Genomic DNA, 19,388 nt, shown 5'->3' with positions numbered 1-19,388 from the left:
TAGCCATCGGTATGGGATATTGAACATAATCAATTGTTTAAAAGCAGTGGACTCAACGGTCAACTTCAGCATATTTGTATCCCAAATTGCAAAGGTAGGGATTATTCTCAATTGTGGCAAGTTGGTCTTGTTTTCTGGACATAAAAACTTAACTTTTCGCATCTAACTATATATTAGATTTCTTTGCTCAAAGTTTTATACAACTTAATTAACTTAAGTTAGATTTAGTTTGAACAAAATAGTTAGAAAAAGTCTTCATTTTTGGATTACTTTCAACCAAAATACATCAATACTATATTTTTAAAATAGAGTGTTCTAATTTTAGTTTTTAACTTTCTCATTCACTCATTTCTTGAACTGAGATATTTTCAATATTCCAAAATGCTCCTCCTAATGGTGAATATTCAATTCCTTCAAAGCGATTTCTAACAGCCTCTAATGAATAAGGGTTAACTAAATAAATAAATGGAAGATATTGCGAGACTAATTGCTGTGCTTTGCTATAGATTTCTTTACGTTTTTCTCGCTCTAATGTTTGTGCTCCTGCCAAATATAATTGTTCAATTTCCTTTTCCCAGTCTGCAACAACCCGTCCAGTAATGAGTTTTTGTCCTACCTGGGGTTTTTGATTAAACATATGTAAGTTGCCATCGGTATACCAAATATTAGGGGCGTGGGGTTCATTCCCACCAGTAAATCCAATGATATGAGCTTCCCAATCCAAGGAATTACTTAACTTATCAATTAATACATTAAAAGCTAAAGGACTAAAATCAACTTGTATTCCCAGTTTTCTTAAGTCCTCTTTAATTTGCGCTCCCATTGCTTCTCGAATTTTATTTCCTGCATTGGTAATTAAACTAAACTGAACTCTATTTCCTTTTTTGTCCAAAAGTTCTCCTTTTTTATTTAAAAAAAAGCCTTCTTGCTGAAGCAATTCTTTGGCTTTATCAAGATTAAACTCATAGCCTTGAATAGACTTATCATAATAAGGAGCTTGTACAGAGATTTGAGTATTTTGAGATGCACCTAACCCACGATAAATATTATTAATGATACGGGGACGATCAATAGCATAAGCAACTGCTCTTCTAAAATTTAAGTTGTTAAACCACTCTGATTTTATCTGGTTTACTAAAGGTTTGCCTTCTCGTTTTCCTTTATTTAAATTAAATGATATAAATGTAGTTCCGTAAGCAGGACCTCCATTATAAATAGTAAAGTTACCTCTATTTTCTTCCCGTTTTAATAAGGGAAAATATTCTGGAGTTATCCCAATAGAATCTAAACTTCCTGAGCGAAACTGTAATAAAGATGTGTCGGTTGATTCCACAATTGCAAAAATGACTCGATCAATCTTAGGAAGTTGATTTCCCTGTTTATCTTTTTTCCAATAAAAAGGATTTCTTTCAAAAATAACTCGTTGACTTGTTATATAGTCTTTTAGTTTATAAGGTCCATTGACAATAATTTTCTCAGGAAGTGTATCGGTTCCCCAAGTTGAAAGGAAAGCTAGATTACCATCACTTCCTCTTTGAATTAATGTTTTTTGTAAAATATGAGCTGGCAAAATCGGAACACTTGCACTATCCAAGAAAGGTGCAAATGGTTCATTTATTTGAAATTCAATACGCCGGTTATCAAGTTTTCTAATCTTAGGAAATGTTCCTTCCCGTCCTATCCGAAAACTATCTCGATAATTATTAGGTATTTCTTCATTGAGATATAAGTCATTATAAGAAAAAACTACATCATCTGCCGTTAATGGTTCACCATCTGACCATTTTAAACCTTCTCTTAAGGTAAAAATAATTCGTAATTGATCATCGGAAATATCCCAAAACTCTGCTAAAGCAGGTTCTTTAATACCAGTGATAGGATTTTCTGAAATTAGTCCTTCATAAGTATATTGAAAGATGCTCGGAGAAGAACTATTAAGCACAGCATTAAAAGTTTTAGGATCACTGATCCAAGAGAAAACTGCTTGATTAGTATTGCCTGTTGTGATACAACTCGTCAGAGGTAAAAAACAGAAAAAAGTGAGAATAAAAGTTAGACCTCGTTTGTACATAAAAGTCACTAAGTTTTGCAATCCCATAAAATTATTCATCTGATGATTTACCCCGACTTATTATTCTATCTTATCAACAGGACCCATAGCTAAAGTTGTCTTAAAAAAGTAACCAATTAAATAAAGAGAACCACAAAGGATAATCGCATGTTCAGAATCGTCAACAGCTCTGTCTAAAGCTTGAAAAACATCAGAAAATATTTTAATACTGCTCAACTGAGAACAAATTTTATTTGCCAACAAAGCTAAGTCTTCTGGATTTGCAGTTTGATGATCAGGAACAGGAACTAAATATAAATTATCTTGTGATCGCAATAAAGCTTCAAAGATTTTATCATGATCCTTTGTAGATAAAATTCCCATTACCCAAGTGATCGGTTTGTTTAATGTATCTACATAATCTCGTAGAGCAGTGGCTGCTGCTCCATTATGTGCTCCATCAATTAGAATAGAAACATCACGCCATTTTGTCCAATGTAACCTTCCCAACCACTGAGTATTTTTCATTCCTTTTTGAATAGCAGCTAATGGAATTTTCCATCCTTTTTTTTGTAATACTTTTAAGGTTGCGATTGCTAAAGCAGAATTCATTAATTGAACTTTTCCTAATAGGGGTAAGGGATAACTAATATCCTGATATCGACCCCAATTCTCTTTGATGGCTATAGCAGGTTTTACCCAAAGTGAAGGACAATTTAACGCTTTAATACGAGCTCTAATAACAGTTTCTGCTTCTGACGGAAGTTGTCCAATAATGGCGGGACATTTGGGTTTTAAAATACCTCCTTTTTCGTAAGCAATATCAGTCAGCGTTGGACCTAGTATTTGCCAATGTTCTCGACTAATAGACGTAATAATTGTAACTAAGGGATTATTACAAATATTAGTCGCATCTAACCGCCCTCCTAATCCTACTTCAATAACAGCAATTTCTACTTTTTGTTGAGCAAAATAAACCCATGCTGTTGCAGTCATTACTTCAAATAGACTCGGTTTATTCTCATAGGAATCACTAAGGCTTTTAATCTTAATAAGAATTCTTTCAAAGTCTGTTTCAGGAATAGGTCGATTATTGATACAAATTCTCTCTGTGGGGTCAACTAAATGAGGCGAAGTATAACGTCCCACCCGATAACCAGCTTCAGTTAATGTAGAAGAAAGATAAGCACAAACAGACCCCTTGCCATTAGTCCCTCCAACATGAATAACAGGAAGACAATGGTGAGGATTATCCAAGGATTTCAATAGGGCTTGAATTCGGTCTAACCCTAGATTCACTCCCATAAATCTAAAAGATTGGAGTAAGGAATTAATAGTCACTGAATTTAAGGATCCATCATAATTTATTAGTAGGCAATAATTATATCAACACTCTTTAAGATCTTTAAATATTATCAGAATAATGTCCCCCCCTAGTTCCCTAGTTATCAACTATTGATTACAGACAGTGAAAGATATTCACAGTAGCAAAATTACATACATTCAACATCAACTTTGGGGAGAGAGCTCTCGATATTTTAGCCAAACCTGTGGAATATTTAGTCTTTTGGAAAAAATAACTTTAGTAAGCGACGAAACCGAAGATAATTTATTACGAAAGGCAAGGTATAGCCCCTGAGAGAAGTTTTTTCTATAAAACACAACAATAATTCAACTGGCCCTCCCCCGGTCAATTCATTGAACCTATAGGGGAGAATTGTTAATTTTTTTTTTAAGAAAAACTCTGTATCTACTTTTTACTTGTCATTACTTGAAGGTCAACAAGTTGAGCATTTAGAATTTTGAGCAAAGTCTCATTATCAAAAGATTTATTGTTGAGAGAGGCAGGGAAATCGTACAATACAATTCGTTAATTCTTTACTTAACAAACTGCTCCTAATTGTGTAGGATGGTGCAGTTTTGTAGCTTTTTTAGACTAGCTATGACAGCAGCATAACAACAAGAGGTTAAAAATCTTATTTTGTAATGATTACGTAGATTTAGTCGAGATAAAAGCTTTTAAAGCTATTAGTTGTAATTTTAGTCTACTCAGTCTAGAAGAGCTAATATTGTTTACAATAAATCATACTATTCATTACCTAAAAAAAAATTATGCAGTATAGACGATTTGGTCGAACTGAGTTGGAAATGCCTATCTTTTCTTGTGGCGGAATGCGCTATCAATATAAATGGCAAGATTTTCCTTTGAAAGATATTCCTGATGATAATCAACAGAACTTAGAAAAAACTATTCGTCGTTCTTTAGAAGTAGGAATCAATCACATAGAAACAGCGCGAGCTTACGGTACGTCTGAAGTGCAGTTAGGAAAAATCTTACCTAAATTACCTAGAGAAAAGTTAATTATTCAAACAAAAGTTGTTCCAGAAGGAGGAGTAACAGAATTTTGCAGTAAGTTCAATCAAGGACTCTCACTACTCAACTTAGAGTATGTTGATTTACTAGGAATTCATGGAATTAATACCTTAGAAATACTCGAATCTTGTATACGCTCAGGAGGCTATATAGAGGAAGCTAAAAAATTACAAAAACAGGGAAAAATAAGGTTTATTGGTTTTTCAACTCATGGCTCTACAGCGGTTATTATGAAAACGATTAATACTGATTATTTTGACTATGTTAACTTACATTGGTATTACATTAATCAAAATAATTGGCCAGCCATAAAAGCTGCGAGAGAACGTGATATGGGTGTGTTTATTATTAGTCCTTCTGACAAAGGGGGTAAACTCTATGAGCCTCCACAAAAGTTGGTGGAACTCTGTCAACCTTTAAGTCCTATTGTCTTTAATGACTTATTCTGTTTATCCTATCCTCAAATCCATACATTGAGTTTAGGGGCCTCTTGTCCAAAGGATTTTGATGAACATTTAAAGACATTATCTTATTTAGGTAATCCTCACGAAATACTAACCCCAGTTCTTCAAAAGTTAGAGCAAGAATGTATTAAAGTCTTGGGAGAAACTTGGTATAGAACTTGGCATATTGGCTTGCCAAGCCAAGGCGAAACTCCAGGTAATATTAATATCCCAGTAATTTTATGGCTGAGAAATTTAGCTCTTGCCTATGACATGATTGACTATGGAATTATGCGATATAATTTGTTGGGAAATGGAGGACACTGGTTTCCAGGTCAGAATGCTGAAAGAGTCAAGGAATTTGATTTAAAACCTTGTTTAGTCAATAGTCCTCATCAGAATGAAATTCCTGAATTGTTAGTAGAAACTCATCAATTATTAGGGGGAGAATTAGTACAACGTCTGTCTCAGCTGTAAGCAATTTGTATTACTATTATTTCGCTTTAACTAGTTAATAAATATGATGAGTACTCAAAAGCATCAACCGGTTCTATGGATGAATGAATATATTACCCCTTGGGATCTTTATATTCATGGAATTAGTCAAATTTTAGCTCATACAATTACTCCTTACCACGAGATGTATATTGTGGAAACAGGAGCTTATGGTAAAGCCCTTATTCTAGATGGTAGATGGCAGTCTTGTAGTATAGATGAATTTATTTACCACGAAGCCTTGGTTCATCCAGCTATGATATCTTATAAGTCCCCGAGAAACGTGCTTATTTTGGGGGGAAGTGAAGGCGCAACATTACGGGAAGTTTTACGATGGAAAAATGTCGAAAAAGTATGGATGATTGATCCTGATGAAGAAGTGGTGGAAGCCTGTCGTCAAAACCTTGTAGAAATGCACCAAAATGCTTTTGATGATCCTCGTGTCGAGTTAACCATCACTGATCCCCTACCAATATTAGAAACTACTTTTAAACAATGGGATATTATTATTTCTGACTTAATAGAACCTATCAATAAACGAGTATCTTGTACTTTATTTACCCAAGACTATTTTAAGAAATTAAAGCAGATTTTAAGTCCTGGGGGATTTATAATGGTCAAAGCTGGGTCTATTGCCCCAGCAGAATTAGATACACATATCTGTTTAATTAATACCTTACGAACAGTATTTCCCTGGGTCCATTCTATTTCTAATTGCATTCCTATTAATGGTTCTTTTTGTGGATTCGCTCTCTGTTCAGAACATTCTATCAATACAAGACCTAATCCTGCTATAGTAGACCAACTATTGGCTGAGAAAACAACAGGAGGTTTGCGTTTTATCGACGGAAAAACTTTATTAGGAATTTTCCAAACACCCACCTATGTTCGTTATGCGATTAAGACTCAAACTCAGATTTATGATCCTTTTAGGAAAGTCACTTAAGATTATTGAGTTTATCTATAAAATTCTGTTAGAATTTTATAGATAAATTGTAATAAAAAGAAGGACTTAAAAATTTAAATTATCTATTGTTGGGTAGAAGATACAAAGGCAAAGTTATAAACTAAAAGCAGTCAATCTATACTGAAATTAGAGGTCATTAATAGTGTTTTTTTATAAAAAGTTTATCCTTATTAAGCAATAATCAACCAATAGGAACAATACAAAAATACCTTGGACTGAGTCTGATAAATTAGTAGCTAATAACTCCCAAAATTTTTACTTTAAATATATTCTTTAACAATAGAGTTAAAGAATTAGACTTTCATTAATCATTAAAATTATGTAGTCTTTCAAGGAACACATTATGTTTAGTATTAGTAATAATATAGAGACTATTTTCAATTATTAGTTTTTTATTAGTTAATCAATATTTTTGATATCTAATTATTAAATTCTTTTAAAGAAAAGTATCAGAAAACCCATTATATTGATTTATCAATGTATTTATTAACAATGAGTTAATTAGTAGGAATATGAGAATGAGTCATCCTTTTACAGAAATTGTATGAGGATAGTTTTCCCCTTTATATCAAAACATCTTTCTATTTAGCTTAGAAGAGAATCTGAATTAATCTACTAATTACATGGTATTCCGGTTTTGAATAATCACTTGCATCGCAATTTTAATCAGACAGCCTTTTTAGTTTAGTTTGCAGTATCTTAAAGTCACTGTTTTTACTTTTGCCGAAAACCAGTTTTCCCTACTCCTTGATTCTCCCACTCTTTTATCTATTCTCGTACTTTACGACTCTTACGCCAAGCCTGCCAGCCTACATATACTAACAAAAAGGTTGACCCGGTTGCAAAGCCCCAACCACTAGGAATATTAGAAAATCCCAAGGCTAAACTTCCCACCCATAACGTCAACGCATAGATAAACAACACCGTCAAACGATGGGAAATTCCTGCATTAATTAAACGATGATGTAAATGACGTTTATCCGCACTAAAAGGAGATTTTCCTTGACTTAAACGTGAGATAATAACCGCTGACATATCCACAATGGGGACAGCTAATACCAGAAAAGGCAATAAAACTGCCGTTACTGCCACCGTCGTCACGGCTGCTATTTTTACTAACCCAATCACCCCCACTCCAGCAAGAGTAAATCCCATGAAATAAGCTCCACCATCCCCCATAAAAATTTGAGCGGGGTTAAAATTGTAACGAAGGAATCCTAACGCCCCTCCAGCTAGGGCTGCTGCAATTAAAGCAGCAGCCGGTTGGTTCATAAATAGAGTTAACACTAACATCACCACTGCAGAAATTCCACATCCTCCAGCTGCTAAACCGTCTAATCCATCAATCCAATTAATTGCATTGGCCATCCCCACTAACCAAATGACTGTCAGCAAAATGCTTAACCCATCGCTAATCTGAATTAAACCGCCAAAAGGAATGGAGAAGAAATCAATACGAACTCCTACTCCCCAAGCAGCACTGGCGACAACTGTTTGGATGATCAAACGGGACAAAGGACTTAAATTAAATAAGTCGTCAGCTAATCCGATGAGGAAAAAACATACCCCTCCTAAGGTGACTCCCCAGATTTCCCATTCTTTATTAGGAGGTAGCCAACCAAACCCCCCTAACCCCCAAACTACCAGCAACGCGGTAATAGTTCCGGTGAAGACAGAGACTCCCCCCAAACGCACCATGGGACGTTCGTGCATCTTTCGCTCATTGGGTTTGTCCACATAACCCGTTTTTAAACCGATGTGATTGATGAGGGGAGTCATCCACCAAACGACAATCATAGCAATCAGGAAAGCAACAATATGGAATAATTCTGCTGGTGGGATGGGCATGAGTTTAGCTAACGCGCCGGGAGTCACATCTGAAAAAGTTTACCCTACGTTACTCTATTTTTGTTAGGGGTGTAAACGACCTTAAGAATCGAAAGGTAAGTTAGGCTAAAACGGAGACGGGGATAGTTAGATGGGGATATAATGGAAAGTGATCGCACAGAGATTTAACCCGATTTAAACAGGTTTGTTTAACCCGTTCCTTTCCTTGAGAAAGGAGATAATCAGCGATAATATTACCAATCTCCTGAAATTCTTCTTCCTTCATTCCCCGCGTTGTTAATGCAGGAGCTCCCAATCGTAACCCACTAGTGACAAAGGGCGATTCAGGATCAAAAGGAACAGTATTTTTGTTGGCGGTAATATTAATCTCACTAACTAAGCGATCAGCTTCCTTACCGGTCATTCCTACAGAGCGCAAATCTACTAACATTAAATGGTTATCTGTGCCGTTAGACACTAATTTAAACCCCCGTGTCATCAATTGATTAGCTAAGGCTTTGGCATTAGCAATAACTTGTCCTGAATAGGCTTTAAATTCAGGTTTGAGGGCTTCTCCAAAAGAGACCCCCTTAGCAGCAATTACGTGTTCCAATGGACCCCCTTGAATTCCTGGGAAGACTGCCTTATCAAATGTTTTCCCTAAGTCAACATCACGGGTTAATATTAATCCTCCCCTGGGACCTCTGAGGGTTTTATGAGTGGTGGTTGTGACAACATCGCAATGGGGAATAGGGTTAGGATGATGGCCGCTAGCTACTAATCCGGCAATGTGGGCAATATCAGCCATTAAATAGGCTCCCACTTCATCTGCAATCGCTCTAAACTTCTCAAAATCAATAATTCGAGGATAGGCAGAACAGCCACATATAATCATTCTTGGGCGTTTTTTGAGGACTAACTCCCTAATTTGGTCATAGTCAAGCAGTTCTGTATCCGGATTGACTCCATAGTGGCATGCTTCAAACCATTTCCCAGAGACGTTAACAGGGGAACCGTGGGTTAAATGTCCTCCATGAGATAAATCCATCCCCATAATGGTATCGCCAGGGTTGAGGAGAGCTAAAAAGACGGCAAAATTAGCTTGTGCTCCCGAATGGGGTTGAACATTAGCATGGGCGGCTCCAAATAATTTTTTAGCCCGATCAATGGCTAACTGCTCCGCGCGATCCACAAATTCGCAGCCACCATAATACCGTTTTTTTGGTAGTCCTTCTGCATATTTATTGGTTAATACGGAACCTTGGACTGCCAAAACAGCTGGAGAAGTAAAATTTTCACTCGCAATTAACTCCAGATGATCCCGTTGACGTTGGAGTTCTAAGTGAATAATTTCAGCCATCATTGAATCACTTTGGGCTAAAAAATCTAAGTTAGTATTAGTCACTGTTGCTTAATCCTTTTTATATTGGAAGATAATGTCCCAGAACCATCCATTATAATAAATTTAAATTTGCTGACAAACTAAGCCAGGAAAATTTAAGAATACCTATAAAAATTATGAAGATAGAGAATTTATAGCTATCCGAACGGGTAATACTTCCATTTAGAGTTGTTTAGAAACTACTGAGAAAAATAGTTAAGCTATGTGGCGATTTAAGAAATTGAGGTTAAGATTCGCTATTTAATCTACTACAATGTATTCAATATAATTGGGGAGCGATGGGTTTTTTATATGTTGGTTATCCTGACTCAAGAAAGTGTTTTATCAGCGCAAACAGTATGTCAAGACTGCCTACTAGCGAATCATCAGGGATTACCTCGCTGGAAACAGGGAAAACTCGGTTGTGGGTCTTCTGTTCACAAAAACTTGGAAAGTCATCAACCGGAACGTTATCAGTGTCAGATGGGCTTTCAGGTCGCCGAGGTAGAAGAAATTTTAAGATGATTAAATTCCAATCACATACTTGCGCCATTTGTGATTGAGATTTCCTCTAGTATATTTAATGAGTTCAAAATGTAAACTGCTATAAGGACGACGGGGAGCGCGGTGCAGAATCATGTTGGCTTCTTTTGGGGTGCGGTTTCTTTTTTTGACATTACAACGAACACAAGCAGCAACTAGATTTTCCCAAGTCTCTTCTCCACCTCGTGAACGGGGAATAATATGATCCAGAGTTAATTGTTCCCCCCGATAGTTGCAATACTGACAGGTATGGCGATCACGTTCAAAAATGTTGCGTCGAGTTAAGGGAATTTCTTTGTAGGGGATGCGAATATATTGACGCAGTCGTATGACTGAAGGCAAAGGAAAGTCACTATAAATTAGCCGTTCATTATGTTCTAATTGCTCAGCTTTCCCTTTGAGTAACAAGATAACTGCTCTTCGCCAACTAGTAATATTGAGCGGTTCGTAGGAGGCATTTAACACTAGAACCTTGCCCATAGGCTATCGAAGAATATCGGATTAATTTACCCCAAATGCTAACATAAAGGATGTCCCCCAGTAAACTAGTTGCTCTTTTCATTTTTCTGGAAGTAAAAAAAATAAAAATTCATCAAAAAACTGAACGGTAAAAATATTACATAGCTGATGAGTCACGGCACGGATAAAAAGTTATGAGTTTTCTATCTGAAGTTAACTTTGTACCTAACTAATTCGGCAAGATCCAACTGCGGATAAACTTAAGATTTCTGGGTTTCTAAATCGTTAAGATGGGCTAAAACCTCAGCATTATGAATGACACTACGTACGTCCAGAAACTGTTTTTGGAAAATTCCTTAAATATCAATTAAATAGGTATGAATTCAAGAAAATTACATCAAAAATAATTCTTATATTCTACTTACTTCGCCTTTTGTATCTACGGATAAAGGAAATTCTAAGACTTTTAAATCAGAGAATCGAGCATGGGAATTGACATCATCTACAATAAGTCTCAAAATATTAGCATTTTTGAGTTTAAATATGCATAATTTAGGCTAAAATTGCCGTGCTTATAGGGTATAATCGGCAGTACTCTCTTTAGAGTAGAAATACAATACCTATACTGTTATTAAAAGTCTGAAAAAGTTACTTTCCCATCCTCGCTATTGGTGGGTAAACTAAAATTAGAAACAGGTTGATTAGGAGAAAGTTGAGGATCACCTAAACCTCAAGCCGGAGAATACCAAAACTCCCACTCACAATGATTAAACTAACGGATTGAAAAAAAGTTGATAAGTCTACCCATTTGGAGATAAAAGTAAGCTCCCCAATGTTTTATTTCTTAACTTTATCGTTAAAAACCATCACCATTTAAGTAAAATCATCTTTTTCCTAAATTTTCTAAAGTTGAGATAAATAATATTAAGATTCATAAGATTACCATGAATATTTTTATTTCTTCCCTACCCTGATCTTTTAACTTTTTTTCCCGTATTTTATCAGCCCCTGGCATCTCTAATGCAAACCATCGGGCCTCGCAGTCACGAGTCTTTCTCCTACCGGCAAACCGGCCCATTCTATCTCTAATTAATAGACAAAATACAAACTTTGTTGCGCTACGTGTTGCAAACTAATCGCCCTCTAAAGATTTCTGTAAGTAGGACCGAAAGCGTAGGAACGGAAACAACTTTAGCTAAAGTAGTTGAACTTGGAGATAAGGTTTTAGCAAGAGTCATAAAATATTTTAGCCATTGTTTAGTAAATATGGTTAGTCACCACGGGGGAGAGGTTCACAAACCTACTAAACTTTGGGGAGAAGTCTTTAGTTTGGAAGAGTTAAAATAGAGGTTATAAACCTATGATCTTGCAATTTTAGCTTTAGCGAATAAAGAAACCTCGACTATTAGGTTGATGGGTTACAACTACTGTCCTGAAAATGCTTTATTTTTTTTAGAATCCTTGAAATAAATATCAGGGTAACTTTTGAGGAAGTTCACTAATTGAACGAGATAGGCTAGTCGCCTCGATATAACCTGACTGTATGAATTGACAAACGTTTTGGTAAATACTGATCATCAAGCAAGTAGGTTAGTATAGTTTACGATTAAAGATTTGTGGATAATTGTCACAAAAATTCTAACACCATGTTTCCCAAGACAACTTTACCCTGGATAATCAGTGTATTAGTGAGTGGCCTAATTTCTCCAGCCATCGCAAGTCCCTTCTCTCCCCAATTTCTTGTCCAGCGATCGGCCCAAAGTAATCAGCTAAAAGAGCTCCTTCGTTTAGGTCGAGAATATGTAGATGCCGAAGATTATAACAATGCTATTGCAGTTTATGAAAAAGCGGCAATCCTCGATGGAAAAAATCCCCGAATTTTTTCAGGAATTGGCTTCTTATACGCAAAGAAAGGGAATTATAGACAAGCTATTAAAGCTTATCAACAAGCTCTTACTCTTGATTCTAATAATGCAGAATTCTACTATGCCCTAGGATTTAGTCTAGCTAATATTAATGATAATGCTAACGCTGCATCAGCTTATTATTATGCCATTCAACTTGCTCCCAAAGTAGCGAAAAATTATATCGGTTTAGGAGTTGTATTGTTGCGTCAACATGACTATGAAGGGGCAGCACAAGCTTATAAACGAGTTATTGCCCTTAATCCCAATAATCCAGAAGCTTTTAACATTATGGGATCTTCTTTGATTCAACAAAAGCAAATTGATGAGGCGATTAAGTATCTTGATAATGCCGTGAAAAGATTCCCTCATAATAGTGATTTAAGATTGTTATTTGCAACAGCTTTATTAGAAAAGGGAGAGGTTGAACAGGCATTTGAAGAGTTGAAACTTACTGAAAAACTTGCTCCAGGAATAGTAAAGATTCAGTTAAAAATTGGTAGACTGTTAGAACAACAAGATAAGCTCGACTACGCTCTCAAAACTTATAAACGCATTACATACTTATATCCTAGTTCAACAGAAGCTCGTGCTGGAGTAGGAAGGATTCAGTTGGCAACAGAAGATTATTTGGGGGCTGTTATTACCTATCGAGAATTGATTCGTATGCTACCAGAAACTCCTGAACCATATTATTATCTTGGCTTAGCTTATAAAGAACGCAAAAGGAAAAGAGAAGCCAAACAAACCTTGAAACAAGCCCGCCAATTATATGAAAAGCAAGATAATACCAAAGGGGTTGAGCAAGTTGATAAATTACTAGAGGAACTGTAAACTAGCTTTAACCTAAAGCTAAAAAATCAAAACTATGGCAAGAACCCCTTCAACGATGTTACCCCTCGGGACAAAAGCCCCCGATTTTCAATTACCTGACGTAGTATCTGGAAAACATATTTCTTTAGATACCTTTGCTGATAAAAAAGCTCTCCTAGTCATGGTTATTTGTCAGCATTGTCCCTTTGTTAAGCATGTTCAAAATGAACTAGTTAAATTAGGTGAAGATTATGTTAAACAAGGGTTAGGAATTGTCGCTATTAGTGCCAATGATATCTCTAATCATCCTGATGATTCTCCTGAAAAACTTAAAGCAATGGCTCAACAATTAAGATTTAATTTTCCTTTTTGTTACGACGAAAGTCAAGAAACAACTAAAGCTTATACCGCCGCTTGTACACCTGATTTTTTTCTTTTTGATAGTGACTTTAAGTTGACTTATCGGGGACAATTAGACGATAGTCGTCCAGGGAATGATATCCCCGTCACGGGTAAAGATCTAAGAGCGGCAATAGAAGCTATTTTAGAGGGAAAACCTGTTAACAATGACCAAAAACCCAGTCTGGGTTGCAGCATCAAATGGAAACCTGGGAATGAACCCTCCTACTATAGTTAATTTCTTCAACAATACGGGAGTCAATTTATGGTGGATGATTTCATTACACTAGATACAACTGACTTGATATGGTCATCTGGCATTATTACTATGGCCATAGTTTTATCAAATTGGCAAAAATTAGAGTTAGAAGGACAATTCATCTTAGCCGCGGGGAGATCACTTCTACAGTTATTAGTAGTGAGTTCGGTTTTATTAGTCATATTTGAGTTGGATAATCCCATCGCTGTTCTAGGGATTTTAGGGATTATGTTAACCATTGCCGCTAAGGCAGCTAGTAATCGCATTACTCATCAAAAACAGAGGTTATTTCCCCTTGTTTTAGGAGCATTACTGGTGAGTAGTTTATTAACTTTAAGTTATGCTCTAATTTTTATTATTCGACCCGATGTTTGGTACTCCCCCCAGTATTTAATTCCTTTAACCGGTATGATTTTAGGAAATGCAATGAATAGTGCTTCTTTGACTGGGGAAAGATTAAGCAGTATGATTGCACAAAATCGCTTGGAAGTGGAAACTCATCTGTGTTTAGGAGCAACACCAAAACAGGCTATAGCTTCTTATCGTAAAGAGGCTATTCGTATCGGATTAATTCCAACTTTAAATCAAATGATGGTAGTAGGAATCGTCAGTTTACCTGGGATGTTTACAGGACAAGTTTTAGCTGGAATTGATCCATTAAATGCTGCTTCCTATCAAATTTTGATTCTATTTATGATCGTTTTTAGTAATTTATTGACTGCTATTTTAGTTACAGAAGGAGTTTATCGTAAATTCTTTAATTCCCAAGCTCAGTTGCTTCTTTGAACTCTATTTACTTTTCCCTCAAACTAAAAGAGTTTGTTCCAAAACTAAAATGTGAATGCAGTACTCATTAAAGTCATGGAGATTACCTTGATAATAACTACTATTGCTATAGTATCATTGATGATATGGTTATATCTGTTGCTTTTTAGAGGCAAATTCTGGTTATCTAATCAAAAAATAGATCCAGAGAAAATATCGTTAACTACTTATCCGTCTGTTTGTGCAGTTATTCCTGCTAGAAATGAAGCGGATGTTTTACCAGTTAGTTTAAAATCATTGCTCAATCAAGATTATTTAGGTGATTTTAAAATCATTCTAGTTGATGATCAAAGTGATGATGGAACGGCAGAAATAGCCCATCAATTAGCCACAACTTTTCATAAAACTGATCGGCTAACTGTTATTTCTGGACAGCTATTATCCTCGGGATGGTCAGGAAAATTATGGGCAATGGAACAAGGAATTAAATACATTAAAGAACAACATTTACACCCAGATTATATTCTCTTCACCGATGCTGATATTGAACATCATCAAACCAATCTACGGGAGTTAGTCGGCAAATCTCAACAAGAAAATCTGGCCCTGACCTCCCTCATGGTTCGTTTGCGTTGTCAAAGTATTTGGGAACAGTTTTTGATCCCTGCTTTTGTTTTTTTCTTTGAAAAACTGTACCCTTTTTTGTGGGTAAATGATCCTCATCATAAAATGGCAGCCGCTGCAGGAGGTTGTATTTTAATTCGTAAAGATATTTTAGAACGGGTGGGGGGACTTGAAATTGTCCGTCAGGCTTTGATCGATGATTGTTCTCTGGCAGCAGCCGTTAAATTAAAGCTACAAGAAATTTCAGAAAACCCTCCTCAAGGAATTTGGTTAGGATTGAGTGAAAAAACTTGTAGTTTACGACCTTATGATTCCCTAAAAACTATTTGGGATATGGTAGCTAGAACTGCCTATACTCAATTAAATTATTCTCCACTTTTACTTATAGGGACTGTTATGGGGCTAACCTTAATTTATATTGTTCCTCCGGTTAGTTTAATTTGGGGTTTAGTTGTTGGCAATAGGTTAATTGCTAGTTTAGGAGGAATTACTTGGCTATTAATGAGTATTTCCTATTTACCAACTTTGCGGTTGTATAAAACCTCGTTATTATGGTCAATTAGTTTACCTGCAATTTCCTTTTTATATTTGTTGATGACGATAGACTCTGCATTACGTCATTGGCGAGGAAAAGGAGGCCGTTGGAAGGGAAGAGTTTATTCAGTTGATCACTTATCTTAAAACTTAAGCCGAAATATTCTGACTGAGCCGATTCAACTCGATCTATTAGCTTCTGAAGAGATAGTAGTACTTAAAAATGATAAAGTAAGTATATTGGAGCTGATTCTGTTGTCGAATAGTGCGTTGTCAATAAGGTTAGTGAACTAATTTTGGAGGCAGTTATGATTAAGACCATTTCTCAGCAAAAAACATCTTTTATCAGTTTAGGTAAAGTTATTTCAAGAACGCTAAGACATCTGGAATCAAGTTGTTGACGAGAGTCTTGAGTCTTGAGTTGATGGTCAAAGCTTTAGCCTGCTTAAATTGATCATATAGTAACGAGTTGGGGTTACCAAATTACGAATAACTCTCATAGTCTAAAATTACTTAAAATTCCTTAAATAAGCTTTGAAATTTTTAAAATATACAGACAGCTTATTATTCCTTCCGAAGAAGATAATCCTTATGATAAGACTGATGCACAATTAAGCCTAAAAAAGAGGATTCCAGGAATATGTACTATCTATATTATGCAATTATATGAACGGGGTCATAAATTCTCTAAGATCACTCATGATAGTCAGTGTACTCAATATTTAGGGTCTCTTGAAGGGAAAGAATGGTTATTAGCAGTTGCTCCTTCCTCTGAAAAAGATTATCCTGACATTACTTGGTTAAAATCCTTTAGAATTCCGAGTAATTGTTTTGTTGATGAGGAAATAGGAACCTGGCACGCCGGACCCTATTTTTATCATGAATTTGTCAATTTTTATAACTTAGAATTAAGTGATACGAATATTATTGAGCACTTTACCTATGGTTTAGAAAACTATAGGTAAAGTGCTCTTTGAAATGGTTGATGATTAAATCGTTAATAGTTGACATTTCTAGTTATACCGAACTGATGATGTAGAATTAACTAGTTAAATGCCAAGTTAAGAAACCTAGGCGTTAAAAATTAACTAAGTTTCTGAATTTATAAGCTTTCCTTTCAATCAACTCCAATTTATTACTAGCGGCTCCTACTGTTCCTTAAGTAGTTGCCTGAAAAAAAACTGGCAATAATTTTCCCAATATAAGTCTAGTTATTCCACGGCTTTTCAATATTAATTAAATTATTTTAATAGTCCTGACACTCAGTGTTTTTTTATAAAAAATATTTTTAAATACTTTTAAAATTGATGTATTTCTGAAGGAAAAAATGATACTTTATACGCTTAGTTTTTTTCTTCTTTGCTTAAATATTCTTTTTCTTAGCAAGAAATATATGTTATAAATGAATTTTATAACATATATTTTTATTTTAAATTGGCATTTTTGAGCTGTTTAGCTTCTGGTTTAAAAGTTTTTTTTTGACTATCTAATTGAGCATTAACTTATTTCATCATATGAAAACTATCTGCTACGATCTCAACTTCTGGCATTAGTTTATTCAAAACATTCTTATCTGGTTTACCAAGGTCTATACTAATCTATTCAATTTTAGTAAAATCTTCTTTTCAAGCTTTCAGCTATTTCAGTATTTCTTTGGATGTTATTATTTATATAATTTCTAGGCTCACTCCTTTATCTGAAAGTACTAATACTACACAATAACTTCTTTGATTTTTACCTTAAATCTTTCAGCATATATTCTTTTCTTTTTTAGAAAACCTAAATTTTGTGTGAATTCATTCCTATACTGATTAGATCTCATTTAACGAGGATTAGTTTTATGATAGACAACTTTCTCTGTCCAAGGTAACCCTCTCATAGTTAATCAATTATTGTGATGAAGTTTTCCAGTGGTTTAAACACAAACAATACAAATTGCTTTTAGGTCTATTTTTTGAGTAAATCAAATTATTCCTATTTCATTTAAACTCTGATAGTGGGTCATGATAATTTATTCTAAATTTTAAATTTCATTAAAGTCAGTTAAGCATTCGATTTTATAAGTATCAATAAAATAAAAACACCGATCCCAATCTAATTTAATCCAAATACAAAACCGGCCATATTATTAGCCATACAACAATTATGCCTAATAACATGGCTCTTGACAAGCCTTTGATTAACACTCAAATTTTGTCTGTATATTTTGAATTTTTACATGACAGGTTTAGCAGAACTGCATTTCTGTCTATCTTGTAACTTACGGTAAACGTCTTTAATATCAACTTGATGATAAGATAAGGCCACCAAAGTATGATAGAACAAATCAGCTACTTCAGAGGCAATTGCTTCTGGATCGTCATCCTTACAAGCCATTATTACTTCGGCTGATTCTTCTCCTATTTTTTTGAGAATTTTGTTGTCTCTCCCATCTAATAAACTGCAGGTATACGATTCCTTAATGGGATTATCTCGACGGTTACAGATTACTTCAAACACCCCTGATAAGGTATCAGCTGGGGGGGCTACCTTTTGACTGTCTACTTGGTGAAAACAACTTCTCTCTCCCGTATGACAAGCAATATCTCCAAGTTGTTCCACCGTAATTAATAAGGCATCACTATCACAGTCATAGCGAATTTCTTTAACCTTTTGAATATGTCCAGAGGTCATCCCTTTATGCCATAATTCCTGTCGAGAGCGACTCCAATACCATGTTTCTCCTGTTACTAAGGTTTTTTGTAAAGACTCTCGGTTCATCCAAGCCATCATTAAAACTGTTCCATCCAAATAATCCTGGGCGATCACAGGGACTAATCCTTGTTCATTGTATCGAATATTATTTACTGGAATGGCATTAGTTGAAGAAAACATCTTGGGTTAGTTAATAACTGTGTTCTTTTCTGGGAAGGACAACCGTTGAATTTCAAAGATTGAAACCAATCTTTTTTATAATCAATAGTTATTATTGACATAATACTTGGTCTTAAGACATAAAATTGTGCACTTTATTAACTTTTAAGATTGTCTGCTCTAACTTAATCCATCTAAAAGAGATAATTAAGTTATATTTTGGTGATTACGATAATAAATTTTATTAGTAATAATGTGATTGCGCATGGACGAATAGAGGAGTGAAAGTCTCATCTATTAAGTTAATCAAAGACAATAATTACAACTAGTGATAAAATCTAAAGCTGCAATCACAAGTGATTTATTAATCACTTGTGATTGTATTAATTTTTTAGATTTAAATAAATTTAACTAAACGCCAATTCTTTAATAAAAAAGGCAAAAAATAAGGGTTAATTAACCTAGCTTAAAAAGTACTTTTATGGGTCAGTTTAATTTTCTTAAAAAATCATATGTATTAACAATATTAACTAGAACACCTATTTTTTGTGTAAGCTAGTACTTATTTCTTGCGGAATAGCATCGTTATCTTATTCTGGCAATTTTTATACGATATCAAGTTTTTTGCCTCGATTAAAGAGATTTAATTTTAGCCATTAAAGAATAGTTATATGTGGTTTTTATTTTTAAATTTTTAG

Annotated in this window: 16 protein-coding genes; 9 read left to right on the top strand and 7 right to left on the bottom strand. The window is 35.0% G+C overall.

What is annotated here, in order from left to right; genetic code table 11:
- Nucleotides 1-337 precede the first annotated feature (337 nt).
- Nucleotides 338-2,080, bottom strand: coding sequence for an ABC transporter substrate-binding protein (locus P3F56_RS09585; RefSeq protein WP_405054794.1), 1,743 nt, complete (start codon nucleotides 2,078-2,080; stop codon nucleotides 338-340).
- Nucleotides 2,081-2,131: 51 nt separating this feature from the next.
- Nucleotides 2,132-3,391 (bottom strand): bifunctional folylpolyglutamate synthase/dihydrofolate synthase, encoded by a 1,260-nt coding sequence (locus P3F56_RS09580; protein WP_281152630.1) that lies wholly within the window; start codon nucleotides 3,389-3,391, stop codon nucleotides 2,132-2,134.
- A 771-nt stretch (nucleotides 3,392-4,162) separates the two neighbouring features.
- Here P3F56_RS09580 and P3F56_RS09575 point away from each other — a divergent pair.
- Together P3F56_RS09575 and P3F56_RS09570 are read left to right on the top strand one after the other, a co-directional pair.
- The gene (locus P3F56_RS09575) at nucleotides 4,163-5,344 is read left to right on the top strand and encodes an aldo/keto reductase (RefSeq protein ID WP_281152629.1); all 1,182 of its coding nucleotides are present in this window, start codon (nucleotides 4,163-4,165) and stop codon (nucleotides 5,342-5,344) included.
- Between the two features lie 46 nt (nucleotides 5,345-5,390).
- On the top strand, nucleotides 5,391-6,308 hold the full coding sequence (locus P3F56_RS09570) for a spermine/spermidine synthase domain-containing protein (RefSeq protein ID WP_281153795.1): 918 nt from the start codon (nucleotides 5,391-5,393) through the stop codon (nucleotides 6,306-6,308).
- Between the two features lie 789 nt (nucleotides 6,309-7,097).
- Here the strand turns inward: P3F56_RS09570 and P3F56_RS09565 are convergent.
- Nucleotides 7,098-8,177 carry a glycosyltransferase family 4 protein gene (locus P3F56_RS09565; protein ID WP_281152628.1) on the bottom strand — a complete coding sequence of 360 codons (1,080 nt, stop codon included), beginning with the start codon at nucleotides 8,175-8,177 and terminating at the stop codon, nucleotides 7,098-7,100.
- A gap of 100 nt (nucleotides 8,178-8,277) precedes the next feature.
- Nucleotides 8,278-9,561 (bottom strand): serine hydroxymethyltransferase, encoded by a 1,284-nt coding sequence (gene glyA, locus P3F56_RS09560; RefSeq protein ID WP_281152627.1) that lies wholly within the window; start codon nucleotides 9,559-9,561, stop codon nucleotides 8,278-8,280.
- A gap of 288 nt (nucleotides 9,562-9,849) precedes the next feature.
- Between glyA and P3F56_RS09555 the strand changes: the two genes are divergently transcribed.
- On the top strand, nucleotides 9,850-10,062 hold the full coding sequence (locus P3F56_RS09555; protein ID WP_281152626.1) for a hypothetical protein: 213 nt from the start codon (nucleotides 9,850-9,852) through the stop codon (nucleotides 10,060-10,062).
- Here the strand turns inward: P3F56_RS09555 and P3F56_RS09550 are convergent, their stop codons facing one another.
- Nucleotides 10,063-10,560 (bottom strand): HNH endonuclease, encoded by a 498-nt coding sequence (locus P3F56_RS09550; protein WP_281152625.1) that lies wholly within the window; start codon nucleotides 10,558-10,560, stop codon nucleotides 10,063-10,065. It lies immediately after the preceding gene.
- A 910-nt stretch (nucleotides 10,561-11,470) separates the two neighbouring features.
- Nucleotides 11,471-11,617 (bottom strand): hypothetical protein, encoded by a 147-nt coding sequence (locus P3F56_RS09545; RefSeq protein ID WP_281152624.1) that lies wholly within the window; start codon nucleotides 11,615-11,617, stop codon nucleotides 11,471-11,473.
- A 32-nt stretch (nucleotides 11,618-11,649) separates the two neighbouring features.
- Between P3F56_RS09545 and P3F56_RS09540 the strand changes: the two genes are divergently transcribed.
- The 6 genes from P3F56_RS09540 to P3F56_RS09515 all read left to right on the top strand — a co-directional run bounded on the left by P3F56_RS09540 (nucleotide 11,650) and on the right by P3F56_RS09515 (nucleotide 16,802).
- On the top strand, nucleotides 11,650-11,886 hold the full coding sequence (locus P3F56_RS09540; protein ID WP_281152623.1) for a PLP-dependent aminotransferase family protein: 237 nt from the start codon (nucleotides 11,650-11,652) through the stop codon (nucleotides 11,884-11,886).
- Between the two features lie 299 nt (nucleotides 11,887-12,185).
- Entirely contained in the window at nucleotides 12,186-13,277 is a 1,092-nt protein-coding gene (locus tag P3F56_RS09535; RefSeq protein ID WP_281153794.1) for a tetratricopeptide repeat protein, read from the top strand.
- 34 nt (nucleotides 13,278-13,311) lie between these two features.
- Nucleotides 13,312-13,893: a thioredoxin family protein gene (locus P3F56_RS09530; protein WP_281152622.1), complete on the top strand. Its 582-nt coding sequence runs from the start codon at nucleotides 13,312-13,314 to the stop codon at nucleotides 13,891-13,893.
- 27 nt (nucleotides 13,894-13,920) lie between these two features.
- Nucleotides 13,921-14,700 carry an ABC transporter permease gene (locus tag P3F56_RS09525; protein WP_405054752.1) on the top strand — a complete coding sequence of 260 codons (780 nt, stop codon included), beginning with the start codon at nucleotides 13,921-13,923 and terminating at the stop codon, nucleotides 14,698-14,700.
- An 81-nt stretch (nucleotides 14,701-14,781) separates the two neighbouring features.
- Nucleotides 14,782-15,984 carry a glycosyltransferase gene (locus tag P3F56_RS09520; RefSeq protein ID WP_405054793.1) on the top strand — a complete coding sequence of 401 codons (1,203 nt, stop codon included), beginning with the start codon at nucleotides 14,782-14,784 and terminating at the stop codon, nucleotides 15,982-15,984.
- A gap of 509 nt (nucleotides 15,985-16,493) precedes the next feature.
- On the top strand, nucleotides 16,494-16,802 hold the full coding sequence (locus P3F56_RS09515; RefSeq protein WP_342637146.1) for a hypothetical protein: 309 nt from the start codon (nucleotides 16,494-16,496) through the stop codon (nucleotides 16,800-16,802).
- A gap of 1,249 nt (nucleotides 16,803-18,051) precedes the next feature.
- Here P3F56_RS09515 and hisIE read toward each other — a convergent pair.
- Nucleotides 18,052-18,711 carry a bifunctional phosphoribosyl-AMP cyclohydrolase/phosphoribosyl-ATP diphosphatase HisIE gene (gene hisIE, locus P3F56_RS09510; RefSeq protein ID WP_281152621.1) on the bottom strand — a complete coding sequence of 220 codons (660 nt, stop codon included), beginning with the start codon at nucleotides 18,709-18,711 and terminating at the stop codon, nucleotides 18,052-18,054.
- Between the last annotated feature and the right edge of the window lie 677 nt (nucleotides 18,712-19,388).

It is taken from the genome of cyanobacterium endosymbiont of Epithemia clementina EcSB, assembly GCF_029919255.1.
In the GTDB taxonomy this organism is placed as follows: domain Bacteria; phylum Cyanobacteriota; class Cyanobacteriia; order Cyanobacteriales; family Microcystaceae; genus Rippkaea.
The sequence above is the reverse complement of the archived record's forward strand: the minus strand, read 5'-3'. Positions and strand labels throughout refer to the sequence as shown.

Coding starts and splice junctions, on each gene's coding strand:
- P3F56_RS09575 (WP_281152629.1), top strand. CDS start 4,163: ATGCAGTATAGACGATTTGGTCGAACTGAGTTGGAAATGCCTATCTTT.
- P3F56_RS09570 (WP_281153795.1), top strand. CDS start 5,391: ATGAGTACTCAAAAGCATCAACCGGTTCTATGGATGAATGAATATATT.
- P3F56_RS09565 (WP_281152628.1), bottom strand. CDS start 8,177: ATGCCCATCCCACCAGCAGAATTATTCCATATTGTTGCTTTCCTGATT.
- P3F56_RS09555 (WP_281152626.1), top strand. CDS start 9,850: ATGTTGGTTATCCTGACTCAAGAAAGTGTTTTATCAGCGCAAACAGTA.
- P3F56_RS09550 (WP_281152625.1), bottom strand. CDS start 10,560: ATGGGCAAGGTTCTAGTGTTAAATGCCTCCTACGAACCGCTCAATATT.
- P3F56_RS09545 (WP_281152624.1), bottom strand. CDS start 11,617: ATGGGCCGGTTTGCCGGTAGGAGAAAGACTCGTGACTGCGAGGCCCGA.
- P3F56_RS09535 (WP_281153794.1), top strand. CDS start 12,186: ATGTTTCCCAAGACAACTTTACCCTGGATAATCAGTGTATTAGTGAGT.
- P3F56_RS09530 (WP_281152622.1), top strand. CDS start 13,312: ATGGCAAGAACCCCTTCAACGATGTTACCCCTCGGGACAAAAGCCCCC.
- P3F56_RS09525 (WP_405054752.1), top strand. CDS start 13,921: ATGGTGGATGATTTCATTACACTAGATACAACTGACTTGATATGGTCA.
- P3F56_RS09515 (WP_342637146.1), top strand. CDS start 16,494: ATGCAATTATATGAACGGGGTCATAAATTCTCTAAGATCACTCATGAT.
- hisIE (WP_281152621.1), bottom strand. CDS start 18,711: ATGTTTTCTTCAACTAATGCCATTCCAGTAAATAATATTCGATACAAT.